Raw genomic sequence first — 23,433 nt, forward strand, 5'->3', positions numbered from 1 at the left:
GTTCCTTTTGGAGAGGCAGGGCTGTGCCGTTCCGGGACAGCTCAGGCCGGATCGAGAGGCGCCGTGCCGGTGGGCCGGCCATCCGCATCGCGGGTGATGGTGGCAACCCGGGCCTCGGCTTCGCCCAACAGCGCCTCGCAGCGCTTCTTGAGCGCTTCGCCGCGCTCATAGATGGCGATGCTCTCTTCCAGCGGCACGTTTCCGGCCTCCAGGCGCTGGACGATGCTCTCAAGCTCGGCAAGCGCCGCCTCGAAGGAGAGGGTGGACACGGCGGGACCGGCTGCGGCCTTGGTCTTGGCGTCCGTCTTGCTGGTCTCGGCCATGGGCTGTCCTTCCGAATCTCAATGCTTGCGCTCCTTATATCGGAGCACTGCGCCGCCCTTAAGGCGCCATCGGCTGTCACAGGGTGGTCGCGGACGCCGAGCTTTGCTAGAAGCCCGCACGAAACCTCAAGCGGGCGACCGTCCCGCATCTGCGGCCCCGGCCGCCCACAACGATCAAGAGCCGCAATGCCGATCGAGGCACAAAGCCCTCCCCTCCTCCGCGACAGCAGCGCGCTCGACGAAGCGCTGATGGCGCGCTTCGCCTCCGCCGGCTTCCTGCGGCTGGACCCGCCCATCCTGCAGCCGGCGGACGCCTTCCTCGACCTGTCGGGCGAAACCATCCGCCGCAGCATGTTCCTCACCAGCGGCGAGGACGGGCAGGAACTGTGCCTGCGTCCGGACCTCACCATCCCGGTGGCCCGCGAGGTGCAGCGCCTGCACCTGCCCATGCCGGCGGCCGTCTCCTACCTCGGCCCGGTGTTCCGCTCCCATTCCGGGGGCGCCGGCGAATTCCGTCAGGCGGGTGTGGAATCCTTCGGCCGCGCCGACACGGCGGCGGCGGATGCGGACATTCTGGCCCTCGGCCTTGAGACCTGCGCCATCTATGGCGTGCCGGATCCGGAAATCCTGATCGGCGACGTGGGGCTGTTCTCGGCGGTGCTGGAAGCCCTGCCGCTCGCCCCGGCCTGGCGCCGCCGCCTGATGAAGGACTTCGGGCAGGGCCGGCTGGACGAGGACATCGCCAACCTGAGCGAGAGCGAGGCCAAGGGCACCGCCGCCGTCCATGCGGGCGTGCTCTCGGCTCTGGCCGGCTCCGATCCGGACGCCGCCCGCGCGCTCATCACCGATCTTCTGTCCATCGCCGGCATCACCACGGTGGGCGGGCGCACGGTTTCCGAGATCGCCGCCCGCTTCCTGGAGCAGGCGGCGCTGGAAGGCAACGGCCTCTCGGCCGAGACGGCCGCCATCCTCTCGCGCTATCTGGCCATCACCGGCGCCCCCGGCCCGGCGCTGGAACAGGTGCGCGCGCTGGCAAACGAAGCCCGGATCGACATTTCCGGCGCGCTGGCCGCCTTCGAGGAGCGGGCGAGCCATCTGGCTGCGCATGGGGTGAACCTGTCGGAAGTGGAATTCTCCGCCGCCTTCGGTCGGCCGCTCGATTATTACAGCGGCATGGTGTTCGAACTCAGCGATCCGGAAGGGCGCGTGGCTGCCCCGCTGGTGGCCGGCGGGCGCTATGACCGCCTGATGAGCCGCCTCGGCGCCGAAACCGTGGTGCCGGCCGTTGGATTTGCCGCGTGGGTGGAACGTCTCGCCCTGCTGGAGAGCCAGTCATGAGCGACACGCTGATCCTTGCCGTTCCCTCCAAGGGCCGCCTTCAGGAAAACGTCCACGCCTTCTTCGCCCGCGCGGGGATGCCGCTGGTGCAGGCGCGCGGCGCACGCGAGTATCGCGGCGCGCTGGGCGGGGTGGACAATGTGGAGGTCGCCTATCTCTCGGCCTCCGAGATCGCGGCGGCGCTGGCTTCCGGGGCCGTCCATGTGGGCGTCACTGGCGAAGACCTCGTGCGCGAGAACATCCCGGATGCCGACAAGCGCGTGATGCTGCTGGAGAAGCTCGGCTTCGGCCACGCCAATGTGGTGGTGGCGGTGCCGCAGGCCTGGATCGACGTGCGGTCCATGGAAGACCTCGACGATGTCGCCGGTCACTTCCACGCCCGCACCGGCCGGCGCATCCGGGTGGCCACCAAATATGTGAACCTCACTCGCAGCTTCTTCGCCCGTCACGGCATCGTGGACTATCGGATCGTGGAAAGCGCGGGCGCGACCGAAGGCACGCCCGCCGCCGGCAGCGCCGAACTCATCGTGGACATCACCACCACCGGCGCGACACTGGCCGCAAACGCCCTGAAGGTGGTGGACGACGGCGTGATGCTGCGCTCGGAGGCCAATCTCGTCGCCTCGCTGACCGCCCCATGGGGCGAGGCGCAGCATGCGGCGGCCCGCGCCATGTTCGACCGCATGGCGGCCGAAAAGCGCGCCCGCACCATGCGCGAGGTGCGCACCCGCTTCATCCAGTGCGATACGAACCTCGTGGACGAGGCTGTGAGCCGCTTCCGCTGCGTGGCGCCCTTCGGCGGGCCGACCTCCTCGGGCATGCTCACGCTGCACTGCCCGCCGGACACGCTCCACGCCCTCTCCCTGTTCCTGCGCGAGCGGGGAGCGAGCATGGTGACGGTGGGCCCGATCGAATACGTGTTCGCGGCCGAAAACCCGCTCTATGAGGCGCTTCAGGCCCGGCTCGCCGGGGCCTGAGCGCGACCGATCCGGTCTTCGCGGCGGCGGGCGTAGCCATTGAACGCCCGCCGGGCCGGCTCCTCAATGCGGCTGTACGTGAAGGCCGCAAGCGCAATCACGACACCGAGGATGACGGCCAGCAGCGCAAAGCTCGGCACGACGCCGCCAAGATCGTAGAGCGTCTTGGCGTGGCCCTCGATCATGACCTCGATCTCGCGCCCGAAGCCGAACCGGCGATTGGCCAGCCAGACGCCATAAACGGCCACCATCAGCACGATCTGGTGGCCCATGTAGATGGAATAGGACCAGCGGCCGAGTGCTGCGAAGGGCGCCCCCCGCAGCAGCCGGGACACCTGCCCCGCTTCGCGCGCGAAGACCAGCACCGCCGCCGCGAACACGGCAGGCGCACCCAGGCTGATGGCTGCCACCGCATCCGGCCCGCGCCCGGCCTTCACCACGAACAGGACCACGAGGGCGACGGTCACGCCTTCCACCAGCGTCCCCGTCACCGAAGGCCGCATGGGCGCCTGCGCGAGCCGCTCATGGACGTGATAGGCGACAACGCCGGTAAAGAAGCCCGCCATGCAGCGGAAGAGGCCGAAATCGGCGGTCGAATTCATGTAGGTGGGCGAGACGCAGGCCAGCAGCACGACGCAGGCTAGCGCAATGACCCCGGCGACCAGCGCGAGGCGCCCCCGCGCCAGAAGGCAGACCGCGCCGAAGAAGAGATAGGTGTAGAATTCCGCGCCAATGCTCCAGCTCGGCGCGTTCCACGCCATGCCGTGCAGGTTCACCGCATTGAGCAGCATGAGGTGGAGCGGGATCGCCACCGCCGAATATTCGCCCGGCCCCCAGGAGAGGGCGAGGCGATCGGGATGCGGCAGCAGGTTGGCAAGGCCAACGAAAGCCACGAAGGCAGCCAGCAGCGCCGCATGCAGAGGCCACAGACGGCCGAAGCGGCGGATGACGAAGCCGACCCAGCTCTCCGCATCATGGAGCCTGTCGCGATAGGCGTGGGACACCACGAAACCGCTCAGGACGAAGAAGAAGTCCACGAACAGATAGGCATTGGCCACCAGCCGCGCATCCATGAGCGGAGACGCGAAAATGAAACAGAAATGAAACAATACAACGAGCAATGCGCAGATCCCGCGCCACGCATCGAGAGCTTCAAATCGGACCATTCTGCGCACCTCCGGCTCTCTGAACGAGCCGGATGCTGTAAGGTTCCCATGCGTGGAGGCAGAGGCGACAAAGCGGATACTTTGTGGCGGGCAGATGAACGGCAGATTTACAGCGATCGCGAGGAGACAACCTCGATGCCCGACTTTTCAACCGCCGCGCGGAGTTTCGCCCTTTCCCCGTGTCCGGGTAACTTCTAGTCTTCCGCGCGCTGCCGCGACAATGGGGCGCGAGAACAGGTTGCGGTCCTCTTGCCCAACAAGCTGACCGGCCAACGTTCTCTCTGGTGGAGACGAGAGACTGATTCACCGTTCTGAGTGTTTCGACGGTCCGGATCAGACTCTGACAAGTGGAGCCGTCCATGCGTGATGCCGAGCCTCATCCCGTGCGCCTTGCCGATTACCGGCCGCCCGCATGGCTCGTCGACACGGTGCATCTCGACATCTCGCTCCACCCCACCGCGACGCGGGTGATCTCGCGCCTCGCACTCCGCCGCAATCCCAAGGGGGATGCGACGGCCCCGGTGCTGCTTGATGGCGACGGCCTGACGCTGGTGCGCCTGGCGGTCGACGGCACGCCGCTCGCCGGCGGCGCCTATGAGGCGAGCCCGCAGGCGCTCATCCTGCGGCATCCGCCCTCCGACCGCTTCACGCTGGAGGTGGAGACGCTGGTGGACCCCACCGCCAACACCCAGCTCATGGGCCTCTATCGCTCGCGCGACAATTACTGCACGCAGTGCGAACCGGAAGGCTTCCGCCGCATCACCTATTTCCCCGACCGCTCGGATGTGCTCGCTGTCTATACCGTGCGCGTGGAGGCGAGCCGCGCGGAAGCCCCAGTGCTGCTGAGCAACGGCAATCTGGAGCGCAGCGGCCCCATTCCCGATACCGACCGGCATTATGCCATCTGGCACGATCCCTGGCCAAAGCCCTCCTATCTGTTCGCCCTTGTGGGCGGCAATCTTTCCAAGGTGCCGGACCATTTCGTCACCGCCTCCGGCCGCCCGGTGGACCTCGGCATCTATGTGGAGCCCGGCAAGGAAGCGCGGGCCACCTATGCCATGGACGCGCTGAAGCGCTCCATGCGCTGGGACGAGAAGGTGTTCGGCCGCGAATACGATCTCGACGTCTTCAACATCGTCGCCGTGTCCGATTTCAACATGGGCGCGATGGAGAACAAGGGCCTCAACATCTTCAACGACAAATACGTGCTGGCGAGCCCCGAGACGGCCACCGACACGGATTATGCCGGCATCGAGAGCGTGATCGCCCACGAATATTTCCATAACTGGAGCGGCAACCGCGTCACCTGCCGCGACTGGTTCCAGCTATGCCTCAAGGAAGGCCTCACCGTCTTCCGCGACCAGGAATTCTCCTCCGACGAACGCTCGCGGCCGGTGAAGCGCATCTCTGATGTGCGCACGCTCAAGGCCGCCCAGTTCACGGAGGACGCCGGCCCGCTTTCACACCCCGTGCGGCCCGAAAGCTACCACGAGATCAACAACTTCTACACGGCGACCGTCTATGAGAAGGGCGCCGAGGTGGTGCGGATGCTCAAGACCCTGCTGGGGGACGAGGACTTCCGCGCCGGCATGGATCTCTATTACGCCCGCCACGACGGGGACGCGGCGACCATCGAGGATTTCCTTGCGGCCTTTGCGGAGGCGAGCGGACGCGATCTCTCGCAGTTTGCCCTCTGGTATTCGCAGGCGGGAACGCCCCGCGTGAGCGCGCAGGGGCAGTTCGATCCCGCCGCGCGCACCTATCGCCTCGACATCCGGCAGGAGACGCCGCCCACTCCGGCTCAGCCGGAAAAGAAGCCGGTCGTGCTCCCCCTCGCCATCGGCCTCATCGGGCCGGACGGGCAGGACCTGCCGCTGACTCTGGACGACGGCCGCAACCTGCCCCGCCACGTGATCGAGGTGACGCAGGCCGAGCAGAGCTTCGTCTTCACCGGCATCGATGCGCGCCCGGTGCTGTCGCTCAACCGCGGCTTCTCGGCGCCCATCAACCTTTCGACGAACCTCGCGGACGCCGACCTCGTCTTCCTCGCCGCCCATGATCGCGATCCGTTCAACCGGTTCGACGCCCTTCAGGGCCTCGCCTTCCGCATCCTGAAGGCGGGCGCGGCCAGCGGCACGCTGCCGGATGCGGCGCCGCTCATCGAAGCCGCCCGCCTGCTGCTCGCGGACTCGACGCTCGATCCCGCCTTCAAGGCGCAGGCGCTCGCCATCCCCGGCGAGAACGAGATCGCCCGCGAGATCGGCAGCAATGTCGATCCTGATGCCGTCTTCACCGCCCGCCGGGCGCTGAAGCGCCAGTTGGCCACAGCACTCGGAACGGAACTGGAAGAGGCCTATGCGGCCCTCGCCGCCCCGCCCCCCTATTCCCCCGGCGCGGCGGCGGCGGGCCGGCGGGCGCTGCGCAATCTCGCCCTCGATTATCTCACCTCCGGTGGCGCACCCGAGGCCATTGCCCGCGCCAAGGCTCAGTTCATGGCCGCGGACAACATGACGGACCGCTTCGCGGCCCTCGCCGTGCTGGTGCAGCACGACACGCCGGAGCGGGCGGAAGCGCTCGACGACTTCTACCGCCGTTTCGTCACCGACCCGCTGGTCATCGACAAGTGGCTGAGCCTGCAGGCGCAGATACCCGAAGCCGGGACACTGGAGCGGGTGAAGGATCTCACCCTTCTTCCGGTCTTCTCCATGGCCAATCCGAACCGCGTCCGCGCCCTCATCGGTGCCTTCGCCACCGCCAATCCCACCCAGTTCCATCGACCGGACGGGGCGGGCCACGACTTCCTGGTGGATGTGGTGCTCGGGCTCGACGCCAAGAACCCGCAGGTCGCCGCCCGGATGCTCTCGGCTTTCAAGACCTTCCGGCAACTCGAGCCGCTGCGCCGGGCGAGCGCCGAACGCGCCCTGCGGCGCGTGGCGGCTACGCCCGGCCTTTCGGCGGACGTCACCGACATCGCCACCCGCTCCCTCAGTTGAGGGGGCGGAGACCGATTACTGCCACTTCCGGGATAATGACTGCCGAAAATAGCGCATTATCGGCAGAGCCGCACGGGTCTATCTCCTTGTCCATCGAACGGGGCCGCAGCGCCCCTTCAACAAACGAACAAGGAAACACTCCCATGCGTAACCTCAGCACCCTGGCTTTCGCCCTTGCCGCTTCCCTGAGCTTCTCGGGCCTCGCCCATGCGGATGAATATCTGTCCGCCTCCAACAAGGAATTCTACGCGGTGGCCGCCCAGTCCGCCGCCGAGGCTGCCAAGCCCGCCACCGCCTCGCTCGGCTACGCCGCGAGCTCCGATCGGGCCCAGCAGATCAACACCATCTTCGCCGCGCCGTCCCGCAGCGCTGACCAGCTCGACCTGAAGCTGGGCGACCGCGGCGTCGGCAACAACTGAGCCTGACGGTCCGGATGCCGGCGCGGCGGTCTTCCTCCCCCCAGTCGCCGCGTCGTCTCCCTCGCCCGCTGGCACCACCAGCGGGCGAACCTATATTTCCAAGATAAGACGCAGCCAGCGAACCATCCGCGGAACTGCTGTTCCCGGCACCTACCGGAAAGGGCCTGCCCCATGTCGCGACTGGACGATGTCGAGGTGTTTCTGCGGGTCGTGGATCGCGGCAGCTTCAATGGCGCCGCCGAGCAGCTCGGCCTGCCGCCCACCTCGGTCAGCCGCAAGGTGAAGGCGCTGGAAGACCGGCTGGGCGTCCAGCTCCTCCATCGCACCACCCGGCGCGTCTGGCCGAGCGAGGCGGGGCAAGCCTATTATCAGAAGTGCGTCGATGCCATCGCCGCCCTCGACCATGCGGATGCCTCCATCCGCGCGCTGACGCAGGAGCCCGAGGGGCATCTGAAGGTCCTGCTTCCCCATTCCACCGGCATCCTCATCGTGGAGCCGGAGCTGGCGAACTTCCGCCGCCGCTACCCCAAGGTCCAGTTGCACATCACGCTCGACAACCATCCGCTCGATCTCATCGAGCACGGCTTCGACGTGGCGGTGCGCCTCGGACCGGTGCGCGATTCCAGCTACCACGTCCGCAACCTCGGATCGCAGCAGCTCATCTTTCTGGCGAGTCCCGACTATCTCGACGAGTTCGGCCGGCCGAGCCATCCGCGCGAATTGGCGGACCACGACATCATCGCCGTGCGCACCTCCCCCGGCCCCCTCGTCTGGCAGCTCGACGGGCCGAGCGACAGCTTCGAGATGCGTGTCAGCCCCGCCCTCGATACCAACGACGCCATCATGGCCGTGCGCCAGGCCTCCGGCGCCTGCGGCATCACCATGCTCTCGCGCTGCATGTCGCGACGGCGCGTCGAGTCGGGTGAGCTCGAAGTGGTCCTGCCCGGCTGGCAGCGCCGAGACCCCGTCGAGCAGGTCGCGATCTTCCCCGCCCGCGCGACGCTGGACCTGAAGGTGCGTGTGTTCGTGGACTTCCTCGTGGACGCCTACAACCGCTGGCAGGGCGAAGGTCCGACACGCGATGCCGATTGCGCGCGCCTGCCCGCTACCCCCGCGAAGGCCAAGACCGGCACCTGACGCACACCCACCCGGCGCCCTCCCCATAATTCACATGCGGCACCGTCCTCGCGCAGAGGACGGTGCCGACTCGGTTTCAGGGGATGCCCCTCCGCCGGCTACCGCACCTAAACCCGATTTTAGGGCCCCTTGACTCCGCAGACTCTAGACAAGAACCCCCCGATTCGATTCCAATCGACCCGATTCGGAGAGATGCGGCACGTCCCTCCAATCAATCGAGGGCGATAGACTTTGCGGGTGCGTGGCCGCGCCTGCGAAGCGGGATATCCGAAGGGGGCAGGTGATGGCACGCGCCAACGCTGCAAGCGTGGGTGCGCGCGGTGACGCCATTGGTGGTTTGGCGAGATCCGTCGCGCGTCCCGCCTATCAGCGGCTCTTGGAAGCTGAACCCTTCCTGCGCCGCATCGTGCCCGCGCTCATCATCACCTTTCTCGTCGTGCTCGGCATCGGCGCGCTGGTGCAGGTGCATACGCACCGGCAGTCGGTGCTCGACAATGCCAAGGACGACCTTGCCCTCCAGGCCCTCGCTACCGCAGAGGGGCTGAACCATCGCCTCAACGGCTCGCTGGCCAATACCGGCTCCGCCCTGCTCGCGGCGCTGCCGCCGCGCGCCACCTCCGGCGGCCGCCGCATCTATGTCACCGATCCGTCCGGCCGGGTGATCGCTGCCGCGCCCGAGAGCGCGCCGCGCGTCACCAGCCTTGCCGACCTCATGGACCCCTCCCAGCCGCTCACCGTGTTCGCCGAGCGCGCCGGCGTGCTGGAAATCGCGGTCGGCGACACGCAGATGCTTGCCACGGTGCGAAACCTCAATCCGCCGCTTGGCCAGATCGTCTATCTCCAGCCCATGAACCGCGCGCTCGCGGTCTGGTCGGATTCCACCACGCTCACCATCACCCTGTTCGCCACCACCGGCGCGGTGCTGCTCATCCTCGGCTTCTCCTTCCACTGGCAGGCGAGCCGGGCGCGCGAGGCGGACCACATCTACGACACCGTGCGCATGCGCATCGACACCGCCCTCAACCGCGGCCGCTGCGGCATGTGGGACTGGGACATGGCCCGCGGGCGCATGTATTGGTCCGACACCATGTTCGAAATCCTTGGCCTCGAGCGCCGGGACGAACTTCTGTCCTTCGGCGAGATCGCCAAGCTCGTGCATCCTGACGATGGCAATCTCTACGAACTGGCGCAGGAACTCGCCGAGCGCCCCGGCGCCTCGGTGGACCGCGTCTTCCGCATGCGCACGGCGCGCGGCGACTTCGTGTGGCTGCGCATGCGCGCCGAAGTGGTGCAGCAGGCGGGCGAGGACGGCCCCCACCTCATCGGCATCGCCATGGACGTGACCGAGGCCCAGCGCCTCGCCGAGCGCACCGTGACCGCCGACATGCGCCTGCGCGACGCCATCGAGAGCATCTCCGAGGCCTTCGTGCTCTGGGACAGCCAGAACCGCCTCGTGCTCTGCAATTCCAAGTTCCAGACCCTGCATGAACTGCCGGACGATGCCATCGTCGCCGGCACGCCCTTCGAGACCATCGCCACCGTCGGCCGCCATCCGGTGACGCGCACGCCGCTGAAGCCGGAAGACAAGCCGGAGGAAGGCTCGCGCGCCTTCGAGGCGCAGCTCTCCAACGGCCGCTGGCTGAAGATCGCCGAGCGTCGCACCAAGGACGGCGGCTACGTCTCGGTGGGCACCGACATTACCCCGCTCAAGCGCCATGAGGAACGCCTCATGGACAATGAGAAGCGCCTCATGGCGCTGGTGGCCGATCTCAGGAAGTCCCAGCAGACCCTGGAGCATCAGGCCCAGCAGCTCGCCGAGCTGGCCGAGAAATATTCGGAAGAAAAGACCCGGGCCGAGGACGCCAACCGCGCCAAGAGCGAATTCCTCGCCAACATGTCCCACGAGCTGCGCACGCCGCTCAATGCCATCATCGGCTTCTCGGAGATCATGGAAAGCGGCATGTTTGGCCCGCTCGGCTCCGACAAGTACCGGGAATACTGCTCGGACATCAAAGGCTCCGGCACCTATCTCCTCGACGTCATCAACGACATCCTCGACATGTCGAAGATCGAGGCGGGCCGCATGCAACTGGAGCTGGAGGACATCCGGCTCGACGAGATCATCGCGGATGCGATGCGCGTGACGGCCGTGAAGGGCGACGAGAAGCAGCTCGACATGACCGCGCAGGTGGGCGCCGGTCAGGTGATGCGTGGCGACCGCCGCGCCCTCAAGCAGATCCTGCTGAACCTGCTCTCCAACGCCGTGAAGTTCACGCCCGAGGGCGGGCATGTGGCGGTGCGAGCCAAGGTCAACGGCGGGGCGGCCGTCATCGCCATCGAGGACACCGGCATCGGCATTCCGCGCCATGCCCTCAACAAGATCGGCCGGCCGTTCGAGCAGGTGGAGAGCCAGTTCACCAAGACCCACAAGGGATCGGGCCTCGGCCTTGCCATTGCCAAGTCGCTGGCGGAACTGCACGGCGGTTCCATGCGCATCCGCTCCACGGAAGGCGCGGGGACGACAGTGGTGGTGCGCCTGCCCATCCACGGCGTGCCGCACCTCTCGCTCCATTGACGTGCTTTGCGAGCGGGTTGCGCGCCAATCGGATAGCAATGCACAGGAGCCATGCGCAGTCCGCCATGGCGCCGCCATCTTCTTGCCGTTAGAAACAGCGTCATCACTGCGGTGCAATATGCGCGCGCCGCTTCGATCTGAACGGTCGGCCCTGTTTGGCGCGACCATGGTTTCTTCCATTCGCAGATGTGTGGGCAGCGGGTCTTCCGCCGGGTGCCCCTTCGCTGCATGCGTCCTCGGCAGGTTCGGGGACCGGAAAGGTTTTCGACCCGTGCCCTTCGAGACGTCTTCCCCCGCCCTCGCCCGCGCGCTGGCGGCCCGCTCCTATACGGACCCGACGCCGGTCCAGAGCGCAGTGACCGCCCCCGAGGCGACCGGCCGCGACATGCTGGTCTCCGCGCAGACCGGCTCCGGCAAGACCGTGGCCTATGGCCTCGCCGTCGGCCAGACGCTGCTCGGCAGCGATGAGCGCCTGCCGGCGCCGGGCGCGCCCCTCGCCCTCGTCATCGCCCCCACCCGCGAGCTCGCGCTTCAGGTCCACAAGGAACTGGCCTGGCTCTATGCGGAAGCCGGCGGCCGCATCGTCGCCTGCGTCGGCGGCATGGACCCTCTGCGCGAGAAGCGCCAGCTTCAGGACGGCGCCCATGTGGTGGTCGGCACCCCGGGCCGCTTGCGCGACCATCTGGAGCGCGGCCGACTCGACATGAGCCAGCTCGCCGCCGTGGTGCTGGACGAAGCCGACGAGATGCTCGACCTCGGCTTCCGTGAGGATCTGGAATTCATCCTCGATTCCACGCCCGGCAAGCGCCAGACCCTGCTGTTCTCGGCGACCATGCCGCGCGACATCGCCGCCCTCGCCCGCCAGTACCAGCACGATGCCCTGCGCATCGAGGTGGCGGGCCAGAAGGTCGGCCATGCCGACATCGAATATCGCGCCGTGCGCGTCTCGCCCCGCGAGATCGAGCATGCGGTGGTGAACCTGCTGCGCTTCTTCGAGGCGCCCGGCGCCATCGTCTTCTGCAACACCCGTGAGGCGGTGCGCCACCTGACGGCCACCCTTCAGGAGCGCGGCTTCTCCGCCGTCGCCCTCTCCGGTGAGCTCGGCCAGAACGAGCGCAACCTTGCCCTTCAGGCCCTGCGCGACGGCCGCGCCCGCGTCTGCGTCGCCACCGACGTCGCCGCGCGCGGCATCGACCTGCCCGGCCTCGGCCTCGTGATCCATGCGGAACTGCCGCATGACGCAGAAAGCCTCCAGCACCGCTCCGGCCGCACCGGCCGCGCGGGCCGCAAGGGCGTGAGCGTCCTGCTCGTTCCGCCGGGCCGCCGCCGCAAGGCGGACCAGCTGCTCGCCGAGGCCCGCGTGGTGCCCGCCTGGAGCGGACCGCCCACCGCCGAGGAAGTGCGCGCCCTCGATCAGGAGCGCATGCTCTCCGATCCGCAGCTCTCCGAACTGCCCGCCGCCGAGGATGCCAATCTCGCCGAGGCGCTGCTGGCCCAGTACTCCGCGCAGGAACTCGCCACCGCCCTCGTGCGCCTCTATCGCGCCCGCCTGCCGGCGCCGGAGGAAGTCACCGATCCCGGCGAGGGCCGGCAGAAGCGCGACGGCCGCGCGGGCCTTGGTGCCACCGGCACGGGCGGCGCCTGGTTCCGCCTCGCGGTCGGCCGGCGCAAGAATGCCGATCCCAAGTGGCTGCTGCCGCTCATCTGCCGCCGCGGCGGCGTGACGAAGGGCGACATCGGGGCCATCCGCATCTTCGAGAACGAGACCCTGTTCGAGATCGCCGAGCCGCTGGCCGACTCGTTCATCCACTCCGCCCGCGCCAGCGCGGCGGGCGACTATCCCATCGAGCCCCATGACGGCAGCGCGCCGGAGCGGCGCGGTCCGCCGCGCGGCCACGGTCCCGCGGCCGGCCGGGGCGCCGCCGGCGGCAAGGGCAAGGGCTACGGCAACCAGGCCGGCGTGCGCAGCTGGGGCAACGGCCCGGGCGGCCAGAAGGCCTCCCATGGTGCTCGCGGAAAGGTGCGCCCGCACGGCTGACCGCCGCGCGGCATCGCCACATCCTCGCCACACGGCGCAGGCCAAGGCTTGACGGCTCCGCCGCCCCTGAGGGCGCGGGCCGCCAAGCCTTCTTTACGAAAGGGCACATGAGGCCATGATCCTCACACCGTCCCGGATCGCCCAGATCGTCTTCGCCGCGACCCTCGCGGCCACCGGAAGCGCCGCTCAAGCCGCCTCCCACAGCGACGAACAGATCCTCAAGCTCGCCCCCAACGCCCGCATGGAGCAGCGCTGCAACGCCCGCGCGATGGGCGTCATCGGCCGCGAGCACAAGGGCCTGCGTCCCGACGAGCTGGTCGCCTATGCCTATGCGGATACGGTCATCAACGGCGGCACCATCCGCGCGCCGGGCGCCGCCGTGCGCAGCGGCGGCAAGTGGTATCACCTCTCCTATGCGTGCCAGACCGCTGACAGCGGCACCGAGGTGAAGGCCTTCGACTACGCCCTCGGCACGGTGATTCCGCGCGCCGAATGGGCCGAACACTTCCTGGTCCCCTGAGCCCAACGGCCCGGTCAGGCCGGTGCGAGGCGCTCCTGCCAGCCGGCCACTGCCGCCATCTCCACCGGCGCGATCCGCGCGAGGGGACCGGCGAATGCCTCCCACTGCCCGGCGACGGTGGGGGAAACCGAAGTGAGCACGGGCAGGTCCGCCGCCACCGCCGCGTGAAAAGCGTGGGTCAGGCCCCTCCCCTCCGCTTCCTGGCGGCCGAACTTGCTCAGAATGACCACGGCCGGCTGCGTCTGTGGCTCACTCGCCCAGGCGTCCACGGCCGCCTGGACCAGCGCACAGGCCGCCGCGAGCCCCGCCGGATCGAGCGTGCAGCCGGCCGCGCCGGGACCGAGATCCTGCGTCAGCTTGTGACGGGCGCCGGTCACGAGATCCCGCAGCCAGACGTCCTCGCCATCGGCCGCGATCTCCTCGATCACCCCCATGACGCGCCAGCCCGTGGCTGTGAAGTGCTCCGCCGCCGCGCTCAGCAGCCCCTGGATGCGCGCGCGGTCCGCGCCGGCGAGCGCAAGGATGCGTGCGTCCGGCTCCGCGAGCGCCACGTCCCGTTCCGCCGCCTGCCCCATTCCGGCCTCCTGTCGCCTTCGCGACAATTGCCCCGTCCCTCCTCCACCGCAAGCAAGAACAGGGCCGCAGGCCAGAGGCGTCAGGCCGCACTCACCGTCAGGGATGCGGCAAGTTCCGTGCGGTTCCGCCCGGCGTTCTTCGCCCGGTACAGCGCCTGATCGGCCGCCTCGATGAGGGCACGCACGCTCTCCGGCGCCGGGCGGTCCTTGGTGGAGGCGATGCCCGCGCTCAGCGTGGTGGCCGGGGGGCCGTCCGGATTGAAGGCGTGGGCCTCCATGGTCCGGCGGATGCGTTCGGTCAGCTCATAGGCGGCGGCAGCGGACGTGTCCGGCAGCACGATCGCGAACTCCTCGCCACCGAGGCGCGCGCCGAGGTCGCTGGCGCGGCGGGCGCAGGAGGAGATGGCGGTGGCGATCATCTTCAGCGTCTCGTCGCCAGCCGAATGCCCGAAGCGGTCGTTGAGCGCCTTGAAGTGGTCCGCATCGATGATGACCACCGAGAGCCAGCCGTCGGTGCGCACGGCGCGGCGGAACTCCCGCTGCACCACCTCGTCGAACCGCCGCCGGTTGGCAAGGCCGGTCAGGAAGTCGGTGACGGAGAGCTGTTCGAGCGCGGCCTCCGCCTCCGCGCGCTTGATGCGCTCGCGCCGCAGCCTGAAGCCGAGCACGGCCAGCGCGAAGCAACTGAGGGCGCTCGCAGATCCGGCGATGGCGATGCGCTGGCGCCATTCGGCATCGATGGCATCCACCGGCGTGCCCACCACCAGCATGAGCGGCCATTCCGGCACCCGCTGGAACACGAACAGCCGCTGGCGGCCATCGAGCCGCGAGACGTCGAAATAGGAGCCCTCGCTGGTGCGCTGAAGTCGCGCCAGCTTGGACGGCGAGACGGCGGTGCCGAAGTCGCCGAGCCCGTCGCGCGAGGGCTTGCGCGTCAGGATCTGCCCGCTGTCGTGGACCAGAACGAGCGTATTGCCGCCGCCGATGTTGATGTTGGTGAACTGGTCGCGGAAGTCCCGCAGCCGCACGAACACCACGGCCACCCCGCGGAACTGGCCCGCATAGGTGATGCGGCGGCTGATGGCCACCTGATATTCGAGGCCCTTGAGACCCTCCCGGCTGAACAGGGCCATGTAGGGCCCCACCAGCGCGCCGCTGACCTGCTCCCGGAAGAAGTCCGATCCGCCGTAATCGTCCTGTACAGGCGTGCCGCTGATGGAGGAGTTGCGGACGGTCCCGCTCGGGGTGAGCACGACGATGGAGCGCACATAGGGGAACTGGACCACCATGCGGGCCAGCAGACGGTCCTGCACGTCCGGAGCGAGCGTGGCGATGGCCTCGTCCTCAAGGACGGCGATCGCCGATTTCAGGATGCTGTCGTAGGAATAGAAGGTCTGGGAGATGTCCAGAACGACCCGGCGGATCGTATCCTGCGCCTCGGCGATGGCCTCGTCTTTGGCGGCATCGTAATAGAAGATCGAATACTGCCGCAGCGTAAACAGTACGAGCGCGCATGCCAGAAGACAGACGAAAACGGGGGCGTTGATCCAGACGAAGCGAGACGCCCCCTGCCGCCCTGCCTTCTCGTCCGTAATGCTCAAGGAAATCCCTCAGCGGCACTCAGCCGGGACTCCGGTCCGGCGGGAGGCCGACACCTAGAACCTCTGTGTGAAGGATAGAAGACACTTTCTCCGGGGTGAACGGCAAAAGCGGGAGGTTTTCCCGTAGCGCCCACCACAATCTTCAGTTGGCGTGGCTTGCCGGCGCATCAACCGGCCGAATGAGCGGATGAGAAGTTGCAATCCGCCACCCGCCTGCACGCACAGGATGCGGCGCACCGGGTCACAAGAAGCGGATGCTCACTGCAACCGTCCAATCCGCGCCGGAGTGGCCAGCGGCCCCACGGGGGCCACCGGGAGCAGGTGCGCCGTTCAGCCCTTGCGACGCCCACCCTTGCGGTACCCCTTCGTGCCGGGATCCGGGCGGGGCCCCGGACGGAAATCGGCGGCACCGAGGGGCTCGGCCCGATCCGTCCCCGGTCCCATGTCGTCCAGCGAAGGCTTGGCCGCACGCGCCGCAGGGCGCGCCGCATAGAGCGGCATTTCGGGGGGGCCGGCACGGCTTCCGGTGTCGGGCGCGTATCGGGACTGTTCCTCGCCGATGCCCGCATCGTCGGCTGGCTTGGCCGGGGCCCGGGCCCGCCCCTTGCCCTTGGCGGCCGCAGCCGGAAGGTTCGCGGCCTTGCCGTATTTGCGCGGACCACGGAAGCCGCCGGTCCGGTCGTCCACCGCCTCCTGCCGCGCCATGGGATCATCCGAGACGGCAAGCTCGGTGGCCTGGAGGCGCTTGATCTCGTCCCGCAGGCGCGCGGCCTCCTCGAAATCGAGGTCGGCGGCAGCGGCACGCATGCGCTTCTCAAGGTCCGCCATGATCGCCTTGAGATTGTGTCCGAAGGCCGCCCCCTCCTCCGCGAGCCCGGAGTCCACGGCCACGTGGTCGCGCTCATAGACCGAGTTCAGGATGTCGCCGATGGCCTTCTTCACGCTCTCGGGCGTGATGCCGTGCTCGGTGTTGTAGGCGATCTGCTTCTCGCGGCGGCGGGCGGTCTCGGCCATGGCCCGCTTCATGGAGCCCGTCTCGTGATCCGCATAGAGGATCACCCGGCCGTCCACGTTTCGCGCCGCCCGGCCGATGGTCTGGATGAGCGAGGTCTCCGAGCGCAGGAAGCCTTCCTTGTCCGCATCCAGAATGGCCACCAGCCCGCACTCGGGAATGTCGAGGCCCTCGCGCAGCAGGTTGATGCCGATCAGCACGTCGAAGGCGCCGAGGCGCAGGTCGCGGATGATCTCGATGCGCTCGATGGTGTCGATGTCCGAGTGCATGTAGCGCACGCGGATGCCGTTCTCATGCAGATATTCCGTGAGGTCTTCCGCCATGCGCTTGGTGAGCACGGTCACGAGGCTGCGATAGCCCTTCGCAGCGGTCGCCCGCACCTCGCCCAAGAGGTCGTCCACCTGCGTGCGCGCGGGGCGGATGTCCACCGGCGGGTCGATGAGGCCGGTGGGACGGATCACCTGCTCAACAAAGACACCGCCGGTGCGGTCCATCTCCCAAGGACCGGGGGTGGCCGAGACATGCACCGTCTGCGGCCGCATGGCATCCCATTCCTCGAAACGCAGCGGGCGGTTGTCCATGCAGGACGGCAGGCGGAAGCCGTATTCCGCCAGCGTCGCCTTGCGGCGGAAGTCGCCGCGATACATGGCGCCGATCTGCGGCACGGTCACATGGCTCTCGTCGATGAAGACCATGGCGTCGTCGGGCACGTATTCGAACAGGGTCGGCGGCGGCTCGCCCGGCTTGCGGCCAGTCAGCCAGCGCGAATAGTTCTCGATGCCGGCGCAGCTGCCCGTCGCCTCCATCATCTCGATGTCGTAGCGGGTGCGCTGCTCCAGCCGCTGCGCTTCCAGCAGGCGGCCCATCTTGTAGAGTTCGTCCAGCCGGTGCTTCAGCTCGGCCTTGATGCCGGTGATAGCCTGGATGAGTGTCGGGCGCGGCGTCACATAGTGCGAGGAGGCGTAGACCTTCACGCTCTTCATGTCGCCGGTCTTGTGGCCGGTGAGCGGGTCGAACTCGACGATGCTCTCCACCTCGTCACCGAAGAGGGAGATGCGCCAGGCGCGATCCTCATAGTGGGCGGGGAAGATTTCCACCACGTCGCCGCGCACCCGGAAGGTGCCGCGTGCGAAATCCGACTGGATGCGCTTGTACTGGAGGGCCACGAGATCGGCCAGAAGCTGGCGCTGGTCGATGCGCTCGCCCACCTCCAGCTTGAAGGTCATGGAGGCGTAGGTCTCCACCGAGCCGATACCGTAGATGCAGGACACCGAGGCAACGATGATGACGTCGTCACGCTCCAGCAGCGAGCGGGTCGCCGCATGGCGCATGCGGTCGATCTGCTCGTTGATGGAGGATTCCTTCTCGATATAGGTGTCCGTGCGCGGAACGTAGGCTTCCGGCTGGTAATAATCGTAGTAGGAGACGAAGTACTCGACGGCATTGTCCGGGAAGAAGCTCTTGAACTCGCCATAGAGCTGCGCCGCCAGCGTCTTGTTGGGCGCCAGCACGATGGCCGGGCGCTGAAGCGTCTCGATCACCTTGGCCATGGTGAAGGTCTTGCCCGAGCCGGTGACGCCCAGCAGCACCTGATCGCGCTCGCCCTGCCGGGCAGCCTCCGTCAGTTCCTTGATGGCCTGCGGCTGGTCGCCCGAAGGCTGGAAGTCGCTCTTCATCACGAAGCGGATGCCGCCTTCGCTCTTCTCCGGGCGCGGCGGGCGATGGGGCACCCAGGTTTGGCCGTTCACCTCCGGCCGCCCGTTCTCGATCAGTTGCGAGAGCGCCTGCACCGTGGCGGAGGCGCCGCTCGATTCGAAATCGACGGAGAGGTCGCCGGGGTTGAGCCCCAGAGACTGCGCGAGCGCGGGATCGAGCGGCTGGGCGGGCGCGGGCTCGAAATGACGCTGCGAGCGCTCACCGAGCTTGCCGGGACGGGATGCTTTGGCCATGGCGCCAATATGGGGGCGACGGCGCGCAGTGGGAAGATGGCACGCGGAACAAAAGGGGACCGCCCGGAGGATGTCCGGGCGGCCGCGCGATGCGTGTCAGTCCACGATGAACAGCTTCGCGCCCACCGCCGTCTGCGAGCGGTGGGGCTCGGCATTGTCGGCCACCTGATAGCTGGTGCCCGGCGTCAGGGTGAAGGTGCGGCCGTCCTCGAGGGTGGTGTGCAGTTCGCCTTCGAGGCAGAGCAGGATGTGCCCCTTCACGCACCAGTGGTCGGAGACATAGCCCGGCGAATACTCGACCATGCGGACGCGGATGTCGGCGAACTGGCGGGTGCGCCACAAAGCGAAACCCTGCTCGCCTTTGTGCTCGGTGGCGGGAACCTCGGCCCAGTCGGTGGTGCCGAAGGGAATGCCGGTCATCTTCACGGGACAGTCTCCATCACTTCCCGCGCCGGATAAATGCGCCGGAAGGGCTGGATCAAAACCGCGAACTGAGCGTTATTTCCAGCCTTTTCGGCAAACGTGACCCTTGCCGTAAGGACAGACACTTCCGCCCGAGACCGACAGGACGCCCATGCCCAATCTCGCCCCCGCCGCCTTGCCCATCCTGATGCTGCTGGCTTCGAACATCTTCATGACGTTCGCTTGGTACGGCCATCTGAAATACAAGGCTTCGCCCATCCTGATCGCCATCGTGGCGAGCTGGGGCATCGCATTCTTCGAATATTGTCTGGCGGTGCCGGCCAATCGCATCGGCTCGGGCATCTACACGACGGCCCAACTCAAGACGATCCAGGAGGTCATCACCCTGGTCGTGTTCGCCGGTTTCTCGGTGCTCTATCTCAAGGAGCCGCTGGGCTGGAACCATGCGGTCGGCTTCGCCCTCATCGTGGGCGGCGCCTTCTTCATCTTCCACAAATTCTGAAGATCGAACCCGTTCAGTCGCGGCGGAGAGTCCGCCGCGCCTTGATCCGCACGGGAACGGGGTTGGGCTCGCGCCGCGGAAGCAGCAGGAACGCCGCCGCAAGACCGAAGACAGTGAAGACGGCAGTCATGGACATCGACACGGCCGTACCCTCCGTGGTTTCAAGGCTCGCCGCGGCCGCGCGGTCCAAGCTCAACACTAAGGTGACAGCGCAGATCGCCAACATCAAGACAATGGTGAGGGCGATCTGTGCCACAACGCCTCCAATTTGGTGCTTCTTGACGGCGCGCGCCAGCACCTGCGGGTCCGCGGCGGACGGCCCCAGTTCCTGCAATTCGAACGCATGACGCTGTGACATCATCATTGTCCCTCGAACGGAGGGTCGCCCCGCTGACACGATGGCGCAGTCTGGCGACGGATCGACACTGCAACGCACGAGACCAGCGAATCGGTTCCCCACTTACCGTCAAGGCTGACGCTGGGGCGCGCAGAGAGTGTGGCGAACAGGTGGCCGGCAGCGGTAAAGTCGTGGCGTTTTCATGATTTCAATCACGCCAGCGAGAGTTCCCCGCACTCATCCCCAGCAAACAGCCGCGCCGGCATCTCGGGACTCCAGTCCATGTCCACATGACAGGGCGCAGCCTCCATCCGGTCGATCCAGCCACGCACGTTGGGGAAACCGGCGAGATCGAAGTCGCCTTCATGGGCCACATGCGTGTGGGCATAGAGGGCGATGTCCGCGATGGTCAGGCTCTCGCCCACGAAGAAGGATCGCGCGACCAAGTGCCGCTCCATGACGCGGAGCGCGCCGTACCCCTCTTCCATCCAGCGGTCGATGTCATGAGCGCGCAGGTCGCGGCCGCCCCGCACCTGCCGCAGCCAGAAACGGGCCTGGGCAATTCCCGGCTCGTGATTGTTCTGCTCGAAGAACATCCAGCGCAGCGTGTCCGCCCGCGCCACAGGATCGGCCGGCAGGAAGGGCGTGCCCTCGGCGAGATAGAAGAGAATGGCGTTCGATTCGGCGAGGATGTGTCCGTCCTCAAGCTCCAGCAGAGGCACCCGCCCCTCCGGATTGAGCTGGAGGAATTCGGGCGTGCGATTCTCGCCCGCGAAGATGTCCACCTCCACCAGACGGAACGGCAGGCGGAGCTTCGCCAGCAGCAGCCGCACCTTGTAGGCATTTCCCGACGAGCGGGTGGAATAGAGCGTCAGCACGGCAGGGTCCCGGGTGGTCGGCTGCTAGATGGGCGGAAGCGGCATCCGGCGCAACCCGCGGACTCATCAAAAGCGCTGCGCAATTCATTCCGCAACATTGCTTGTTCCGGGCGGACGGCTCCATTAGTGTCCCGCGCGCCCGGCAAGGCTATATGGCGCGCCGGGATTTTCGTGTCACCTTCGCGTCGCCCCAGCGCAGAGAACGCGGCTGGAGCGATGTGCCCGGAGCCTTACGGCCATGAGCCTTCTCTCGTCCGCCCTCAAGCGTATCAAGCCCTCGCCCACCATCGCCATTTCCAACAAGGCGCGTGAGCTGAAGGCCACCGGACGTGACATCATCGCCCTCAGCGCCGGCGAGCCCGATTTCGACACGCCGGACAACATCAAGGAAGCGGCCATCGCGGCCATCCGCCGGGGCGAGACCAAGTATACCGCCGTGGATGGCATGCCCGAGCTGAAGGCGGCCATCTGCCGCAAGTTCAAGCGCGAGAACGGTCTCGACTACAAGCCCTCGCAGGTCACGGTCGGCACCGGCGGCAAGCAGGTGCTGTTCAATGCCCTGGTCGCGACGGTGGACGCCGGCGACGAGGTGCTGATTCCCGCCCCCTTCTGGGTGAGCTATCCGGACATCGTGGAATTCTGCGGCGGCAAGCCCGTCTCCGTGCCGACCACGATCGAGGACAATTTCAAGCTGCGTCCGGACGTGCTGGAAGCCCACATCACGCCGAAGACCAAGTGGCTGATCTTCAACTCCCCGTCCAATCCGTCGGGCGCCGCCTACAGCTTCGATGAGCTGAAGGCCCTCACCGACGTGCTTCTGCGCCACCCGCACGTCATGATCCTCACGGACGACATGTACGAGCACCTCGTCTATGACGACTTCAAGTTCGTCACCCCGGCGCAGGTGGAGCCGCAGCTCTACGACCGCACGCTGACCATGAACGGCGTGTCCAAGGCCTATTGCATGACCGGCTGGCGCATCGGCTATGCGGCCGGCCCCGAGGCCCTGATCAAGGCCATCGGCACGCTGCAGTCGCAGTCCACCTCCAACCCCTCCTCCATCGCCCAGTGGGCGGCGCTCGAGGCGCTGGATGGTCCGCAGGACTTCATCGCCGAGAACAACAAGGTGTTCAAGGAGCGCCGCGATCTCGTGGTCTCCATGCTGAACCAGGCCAAGGGTCTGCATTGCCCGAAGCCGGAAGGCGCCTTCTACGTGTTCCCGTCCTGCGCCGGGACCATCGGCAAGAAGACCCCCGAGGGCAAGGTCATCGCCACGGACGAGGATTTCGCGACCGAACTCCTGAGCGCAGAAGGCGTTGCGGTGGTCCATGGCTCGGCCTTCGGCCTCGGCCCGGCCTTCCGTATCTCCTATGCGACGGCGACCTCGGATCTCGAGGAAGCCTGCCGCCGCATCCAGCGCTTCTGTGGCGCATTGGTCTGAGTTCCAGAAAAAAGGAACCTGGGGCCCTCGGGCGCGTTGGCGAACGGTTGAGACCGAGCTAAGGCTTGCCCACCCGCAACGGGTGGGTAACCCTCTGGGCCCGTTTGGAGGAAGGCACTATGAAGACTGTCTTTAAGGCTGGCATTGCCGCCGCGCTCGCTTGCGCTGGCATCGCGTTCGCTGCCCCCGCTTCGGCCGCGAACATCCAGGTGGGCACCCTCGTGTGCACCGTCGCGCCCAACGTCAGCTTCGTGATCGGCTCGGTCCGGCAGCTCGACTGCAACTTCCGTCCGAGCGTGCGCGGCGCCAAGGCCGGCAAGTATGCCGGCACGGTCCGCCGCTTCGGCCTCGACGTTGGCATCTCCGGCCAGCAGACGCTGGTGTGGGGCGTGCTCGCCCCGACCCGCCGCGTCTCTCCGGGCGACCTCGCCGGCACCTATGTGGGCGCCACCGCGAACGCCGCCGTCGGCCTCGGTGTGGGAGCCAATGCGCTTGTGGGTGGCTCGCGCAACTCCTTCACCCTGCAGCCGGTCTCGGTTGAAGGCGGCACGGGCCTCAATGTCGGCCTGACCGTCTCCGACCTCACGCTCACCGCGCGCTGATCGAACTTCCGCCCCCTGTCCAGCGTGGACAGGGGGCGTCACTTCCGGCCGGTCCGACCGGCCGCTTCATTGGGGGATTCCCATGCGTCTCATGTCTGTTCTCTCCGCCGCCGCCGTGGTCGGTGCGGCGTTCGCTGCTGCCCCGGCTTCCGCGCAGACCGCGCCGAAGGTCCAGGTCGGCGTCCTGTCGTGCAAGGTGGCTCCGGGCGTCGGCCTGGTGTTCGCCTCCAGCCGCCAGATCTCCTGCGACTTCCTGACCGGCACCCCGACCGCCCCGGTCGTCTCCGCCCAGTACACCGGCACCGTGAACCGCTACGGCGTCGACCTCGGCGCCACCGGCGCCGGCACGCTGCAGTGGGGCGTGTTCGCGCCGTCCACCTCGCCCAAGGCTGTCGACCTGACCGGCAAGTATGTCGGCGCGACCGCGAATGTGGCCGTGGGCTTCGGCGGCGGCGCCAACGTGCTGCTCGGCGGCTCCAACCAGACCATCGCCCTTCAGCCCGTCTCCGTGGAAGGCATGACCGGCCTCACCGTCGCGGCTGGCATCGGCGACCTGACCCTCACGCCCGTCCCGGCTGCCAAGCCGGCCAAGCGCGCCAAGTACGTCAAGTGAGCCTGTCCGGCCTG

The 23,433-nt window shown here is 67.6% G+C and carries 20 protein-coding genes; 12 read left to right on the forward strand and 8 right to left on the reverse strand.

Annotated features, from left to right (window positions below):
* Nucleotides 1–41: 41 nt before the first annotated feature.
* Nucleotides 42–323: an exodeoxyribonuclease VII small subunit gene (locus AZC_RS16075; protein WP_012171640.1), complete on the reverse strand. Its 282-nt coding sequence runs from the start codon at nt 321–323 to the stop codon at nt 42–44.
* 186 nt (nt 324–509) lie between these two features.
* On the opposite strand from AZC_RS16075, the gene AZC_RS16080 reads away from it, so the two are divergent.
* Nucleotides 510–1,661, forward strand: a complete 1,152-nt coding sequence (locus tag AZC_RS16080; protein ID WP_043879472.1) for an ATP phosphoribosyltransferase regulatory subunit — start codon at nt 510–512, stop codon at nt 1,659–1,661.
* Entirely contained in the window at nt 1,658–2,638 is a 981-nt protein-coding gene (gene hisG / locus AZC_RS16085; RefSeq protein WP_012171642.1) for an ATP phosphoribosyltransferase, read from the forward strand. Before AZC_RS16080 ends, hisG begins: the two co-directional genes overlap by 4 nt.
* Here hisG and AZC_RS16090 read toward each other — a convergent pair.
* Nucleotides 2,614–3,804 (reverse strand): acyltransferase family protein, encoded by a 1,191-nt coding sequence (locus tag AZC_RS16090; protein WP_081434011.1) that lies wholly within the window; start codon nt 3,802–3,804, stop codon nt 2,614–2,616. The genes hisG and AZC_RS16090 overlap by 25 nt on opposite strands.
* A 359-nt stretch (nt 3,805–4,163) precedes the next feature.
* On the opposite strand from AZC_RS16090, the gene pepN reads away from it, so the two are divergent.
* The 6 genes from pepN (at nt 4,164) to AZC_RS16120 (ending at nt 13,486) form a co-directional block, all read left to right on the forward strand.
* Entirely contained in the window at nt 4,164–6,797 is a 2,634-nt protein-coding gene (gene pepN / locus AZC_RS16095) for an aminopeptidase N (RefSeq protein ID WP_012171644.1), read from the forward strand.
* A 143-nt stretch (nt 6,798–6,940) separates the two neighbouring features.
* Nucleotides 6,941–7,216: a hypothetical protein gene (locus AZC_RS16100; protein WP_043879473.1), complete on the forward strand. Its 276-nt coding sequence runs from the start codon at nt 6,941–6,943 to the stop codon at nt 7,214–7,216.
* 171 nt (nt 7,217–7,387) lie between these two features.
* Nucleotides 7,388–8,353, forward strand: coding sequence for a LysR family transcriptional regulator (locus tag AZC_RS16105; RefSeq protein WP_012171645.1), 966 nt, complete (start codon nt 7,388–7,390; stop codon nt 8,351–8,353).
* Nucleotides 8,354–8,636: 283 nt separating this feature from the next.
* A complete protein-coding gene (locus tag AZC_RS16110) occupies nt 8,637–10,928 on the forward strand; it encodes a sensor histidine kinase (protein ID WP_012171646.1) in 2,292 nt (763 codons plus the stop codon).
* 271 nt (nt 10,929–11,199) lie between these two features.
* On the forward strand, nt 11,200–12,966 hold the full coding sequence (locus tag AZC_RS16115) for a DEAD/DEAH box helicase (protein WP_052285962.1): 1,767 nt from the start codon (nt 11,200–11,202) through the stop codon (nt 12,964–12,966).
* A gap of 115 nt (nt 12,967–13,081) precedes the next feature.
* Nucleotides 13,082–13,486, forward strand: a complete 405-nt coding sequence (locus tag AZC_RS16120) for a DUF930 domain-containing protein (protein ID WP_012171648.1) — start codon at nt 13,082–13,084, stop codon at nt 13,484–13,486.
* A gap of 14 nt (nt 13,487–13,500) precedes the next feature.
* Here AZC_RS16120 and AZC_RS16125 read toward each other — a convergent pair whose 3' ends face one another.
* From AZC_RS16125 to AZC_RS16140, 4 genes are all read right to left on the reverse strand, one after another.
* The gene (locus AZC_RS16125) at nt 13,501–14,061 is read right to left on the reverse strand and encodes a DUF2478 domain-containing protein (RefSeq protein WP_043879474.1); all 561 of its coding nucleotides are present in this window, start codon (nt 14,059–14,061) and stop codon (nt 13,501–13,503) included.
* A gap of 80 nt (nt 14,062–14,141) precedes the next feature.
* Nucleotides 14,142–15,662: a sensor domain-containing diguanylate cyclase gene (locus AZC_RS16130; protein ID WP_012171650.1), complete on the reverse strand. Its 1,521-nt coding sequence runs from the start codon at nt 15,660–15,662 to the stop codon at nt 14,142–14,144.
* Nucleotides 15,663–15,992: 330 nt separating this feature from the next.
* Entirely contained in the window at nt 15,993–18,623 is a 2,631-nt protein-coding gene (gene uvrB / locus AZC_RS16135; RefSeq protein WP_012171651.1) for an excinuclease ABC subunit UvrB, read from the reverse strand.
* Between the two features lie 96 nt (nt 18,624–18,719).
* The gene (locus AZC_RS16140) at nt 18,720–19,043 is read right to left on the reverse strand and encodes a DHCW motif cupin fold protein (RefSeq protein ID WP_420794834.1); all 324 of its coding nucleotides are present in this window, start codon (nt 19,041–19,043) and stop codon (nt 18,720–18,722) included.
* Nucleotides 19,044–19,197: 154 nt separating this feature from the next.
* On the opposite strand from AZC_RS16140, the gene AZC_RS16145 reads away from it, so the two are divergent.
* Nucleotides 19,198–19,548, forward strand: a complete 351-nt coding sequence (locus AZC_RS16145) for a DMT family protein (protein WP_012171653.1) — start codon at nt 19,198–19,200, stop codon at nt 19,546–19,548.
* Nucleotides 19,549–19,561: 13 nt separating this feature from the next.
* On the opposite strand, the gene AZC_RS16150 is transcribed toward AZC_RS16145, so the two are convergent.
* Nucleotides 19,562–19,906, reverse strand: a complete 345-nt coding sequence (locus AZC_RS16150) for a hypothetical protein (protein WP_148209863.1) — start codon at nt 19,904–19,906, stop codon at nt 19,562–19,564.
* A gap of 191 nt (nt 19,907–20,097) precedes the next feature.
* Nucleotides 20,098–20,763, reverse strand: a complete 666-nt coding sequence (locus AZC_RS16155; RefSeq protein WP_012171655.1) for a glutathione S-transferase family protein — start codon at nt 20,761–20,763, stop codon at nt 20,098–20,100.
* Between the two features lie 238 nt (nt 20,764–21,001).
* Between AZC_RS16155 and AZC_RS16160 the strand changes: the two genes are divergently transcribed.
* From AZC_RS16160 to AZC_RS16170, 3 genes are all read left to right on the forward strand, one after another.
* The gene (locus tag AZC_RS16160; protein ID WP_012171656.1) at nt 21,002–22,204 is read left to right on the forward strand and encodes a pyridoxal phosphate-dependent aminotransferase; all 1,203 of its coding nucleotides are present in this window, start codon (nt 21,002–21,004) and stop codon (nt 22,202–22,204) included.
* A 119-nt stretch (nt 22,205–22,323) separates the two neighbouring features.
* Nucleotides 22,324–22,806, forward strand: coding sequence for a DUF992 domain-containing protein (locus tag AZC_RS16165; protein ID WP_012171657.1), 483 nt, complete (start codon nt 22,324–22,326; stop codon nt 22,804–22,806).
* Nucleotides 22,807–22,888: 82 nt separating this feature from the next.
* Nucleotides 22,889–23,419: a DUF992 domain-containing protein gene (locus AZC_RS16170; protein WP_012171658.1), complete on the forward strand. Its 531-nt coding sequence runs from the start codon at nt 22,889–22,891 to the stop codon at nt 23,417–23,419.
* Nucleotides 23,420–23,433: the final 14 nt, after the last annotated feature.

The sequence above is a fragment of the Azorhizobium caulinodans ORS 571 genome (assembly GCF_000010525.1).
In the GTDB taxonomy this organism is placed as follows: Bacteria; Pseudomonadota; Alphaproteobacteria; order Rhizobiales; family Xanthobacteraceae; genus Azorhizobium; species Azorhizobium caulinodans.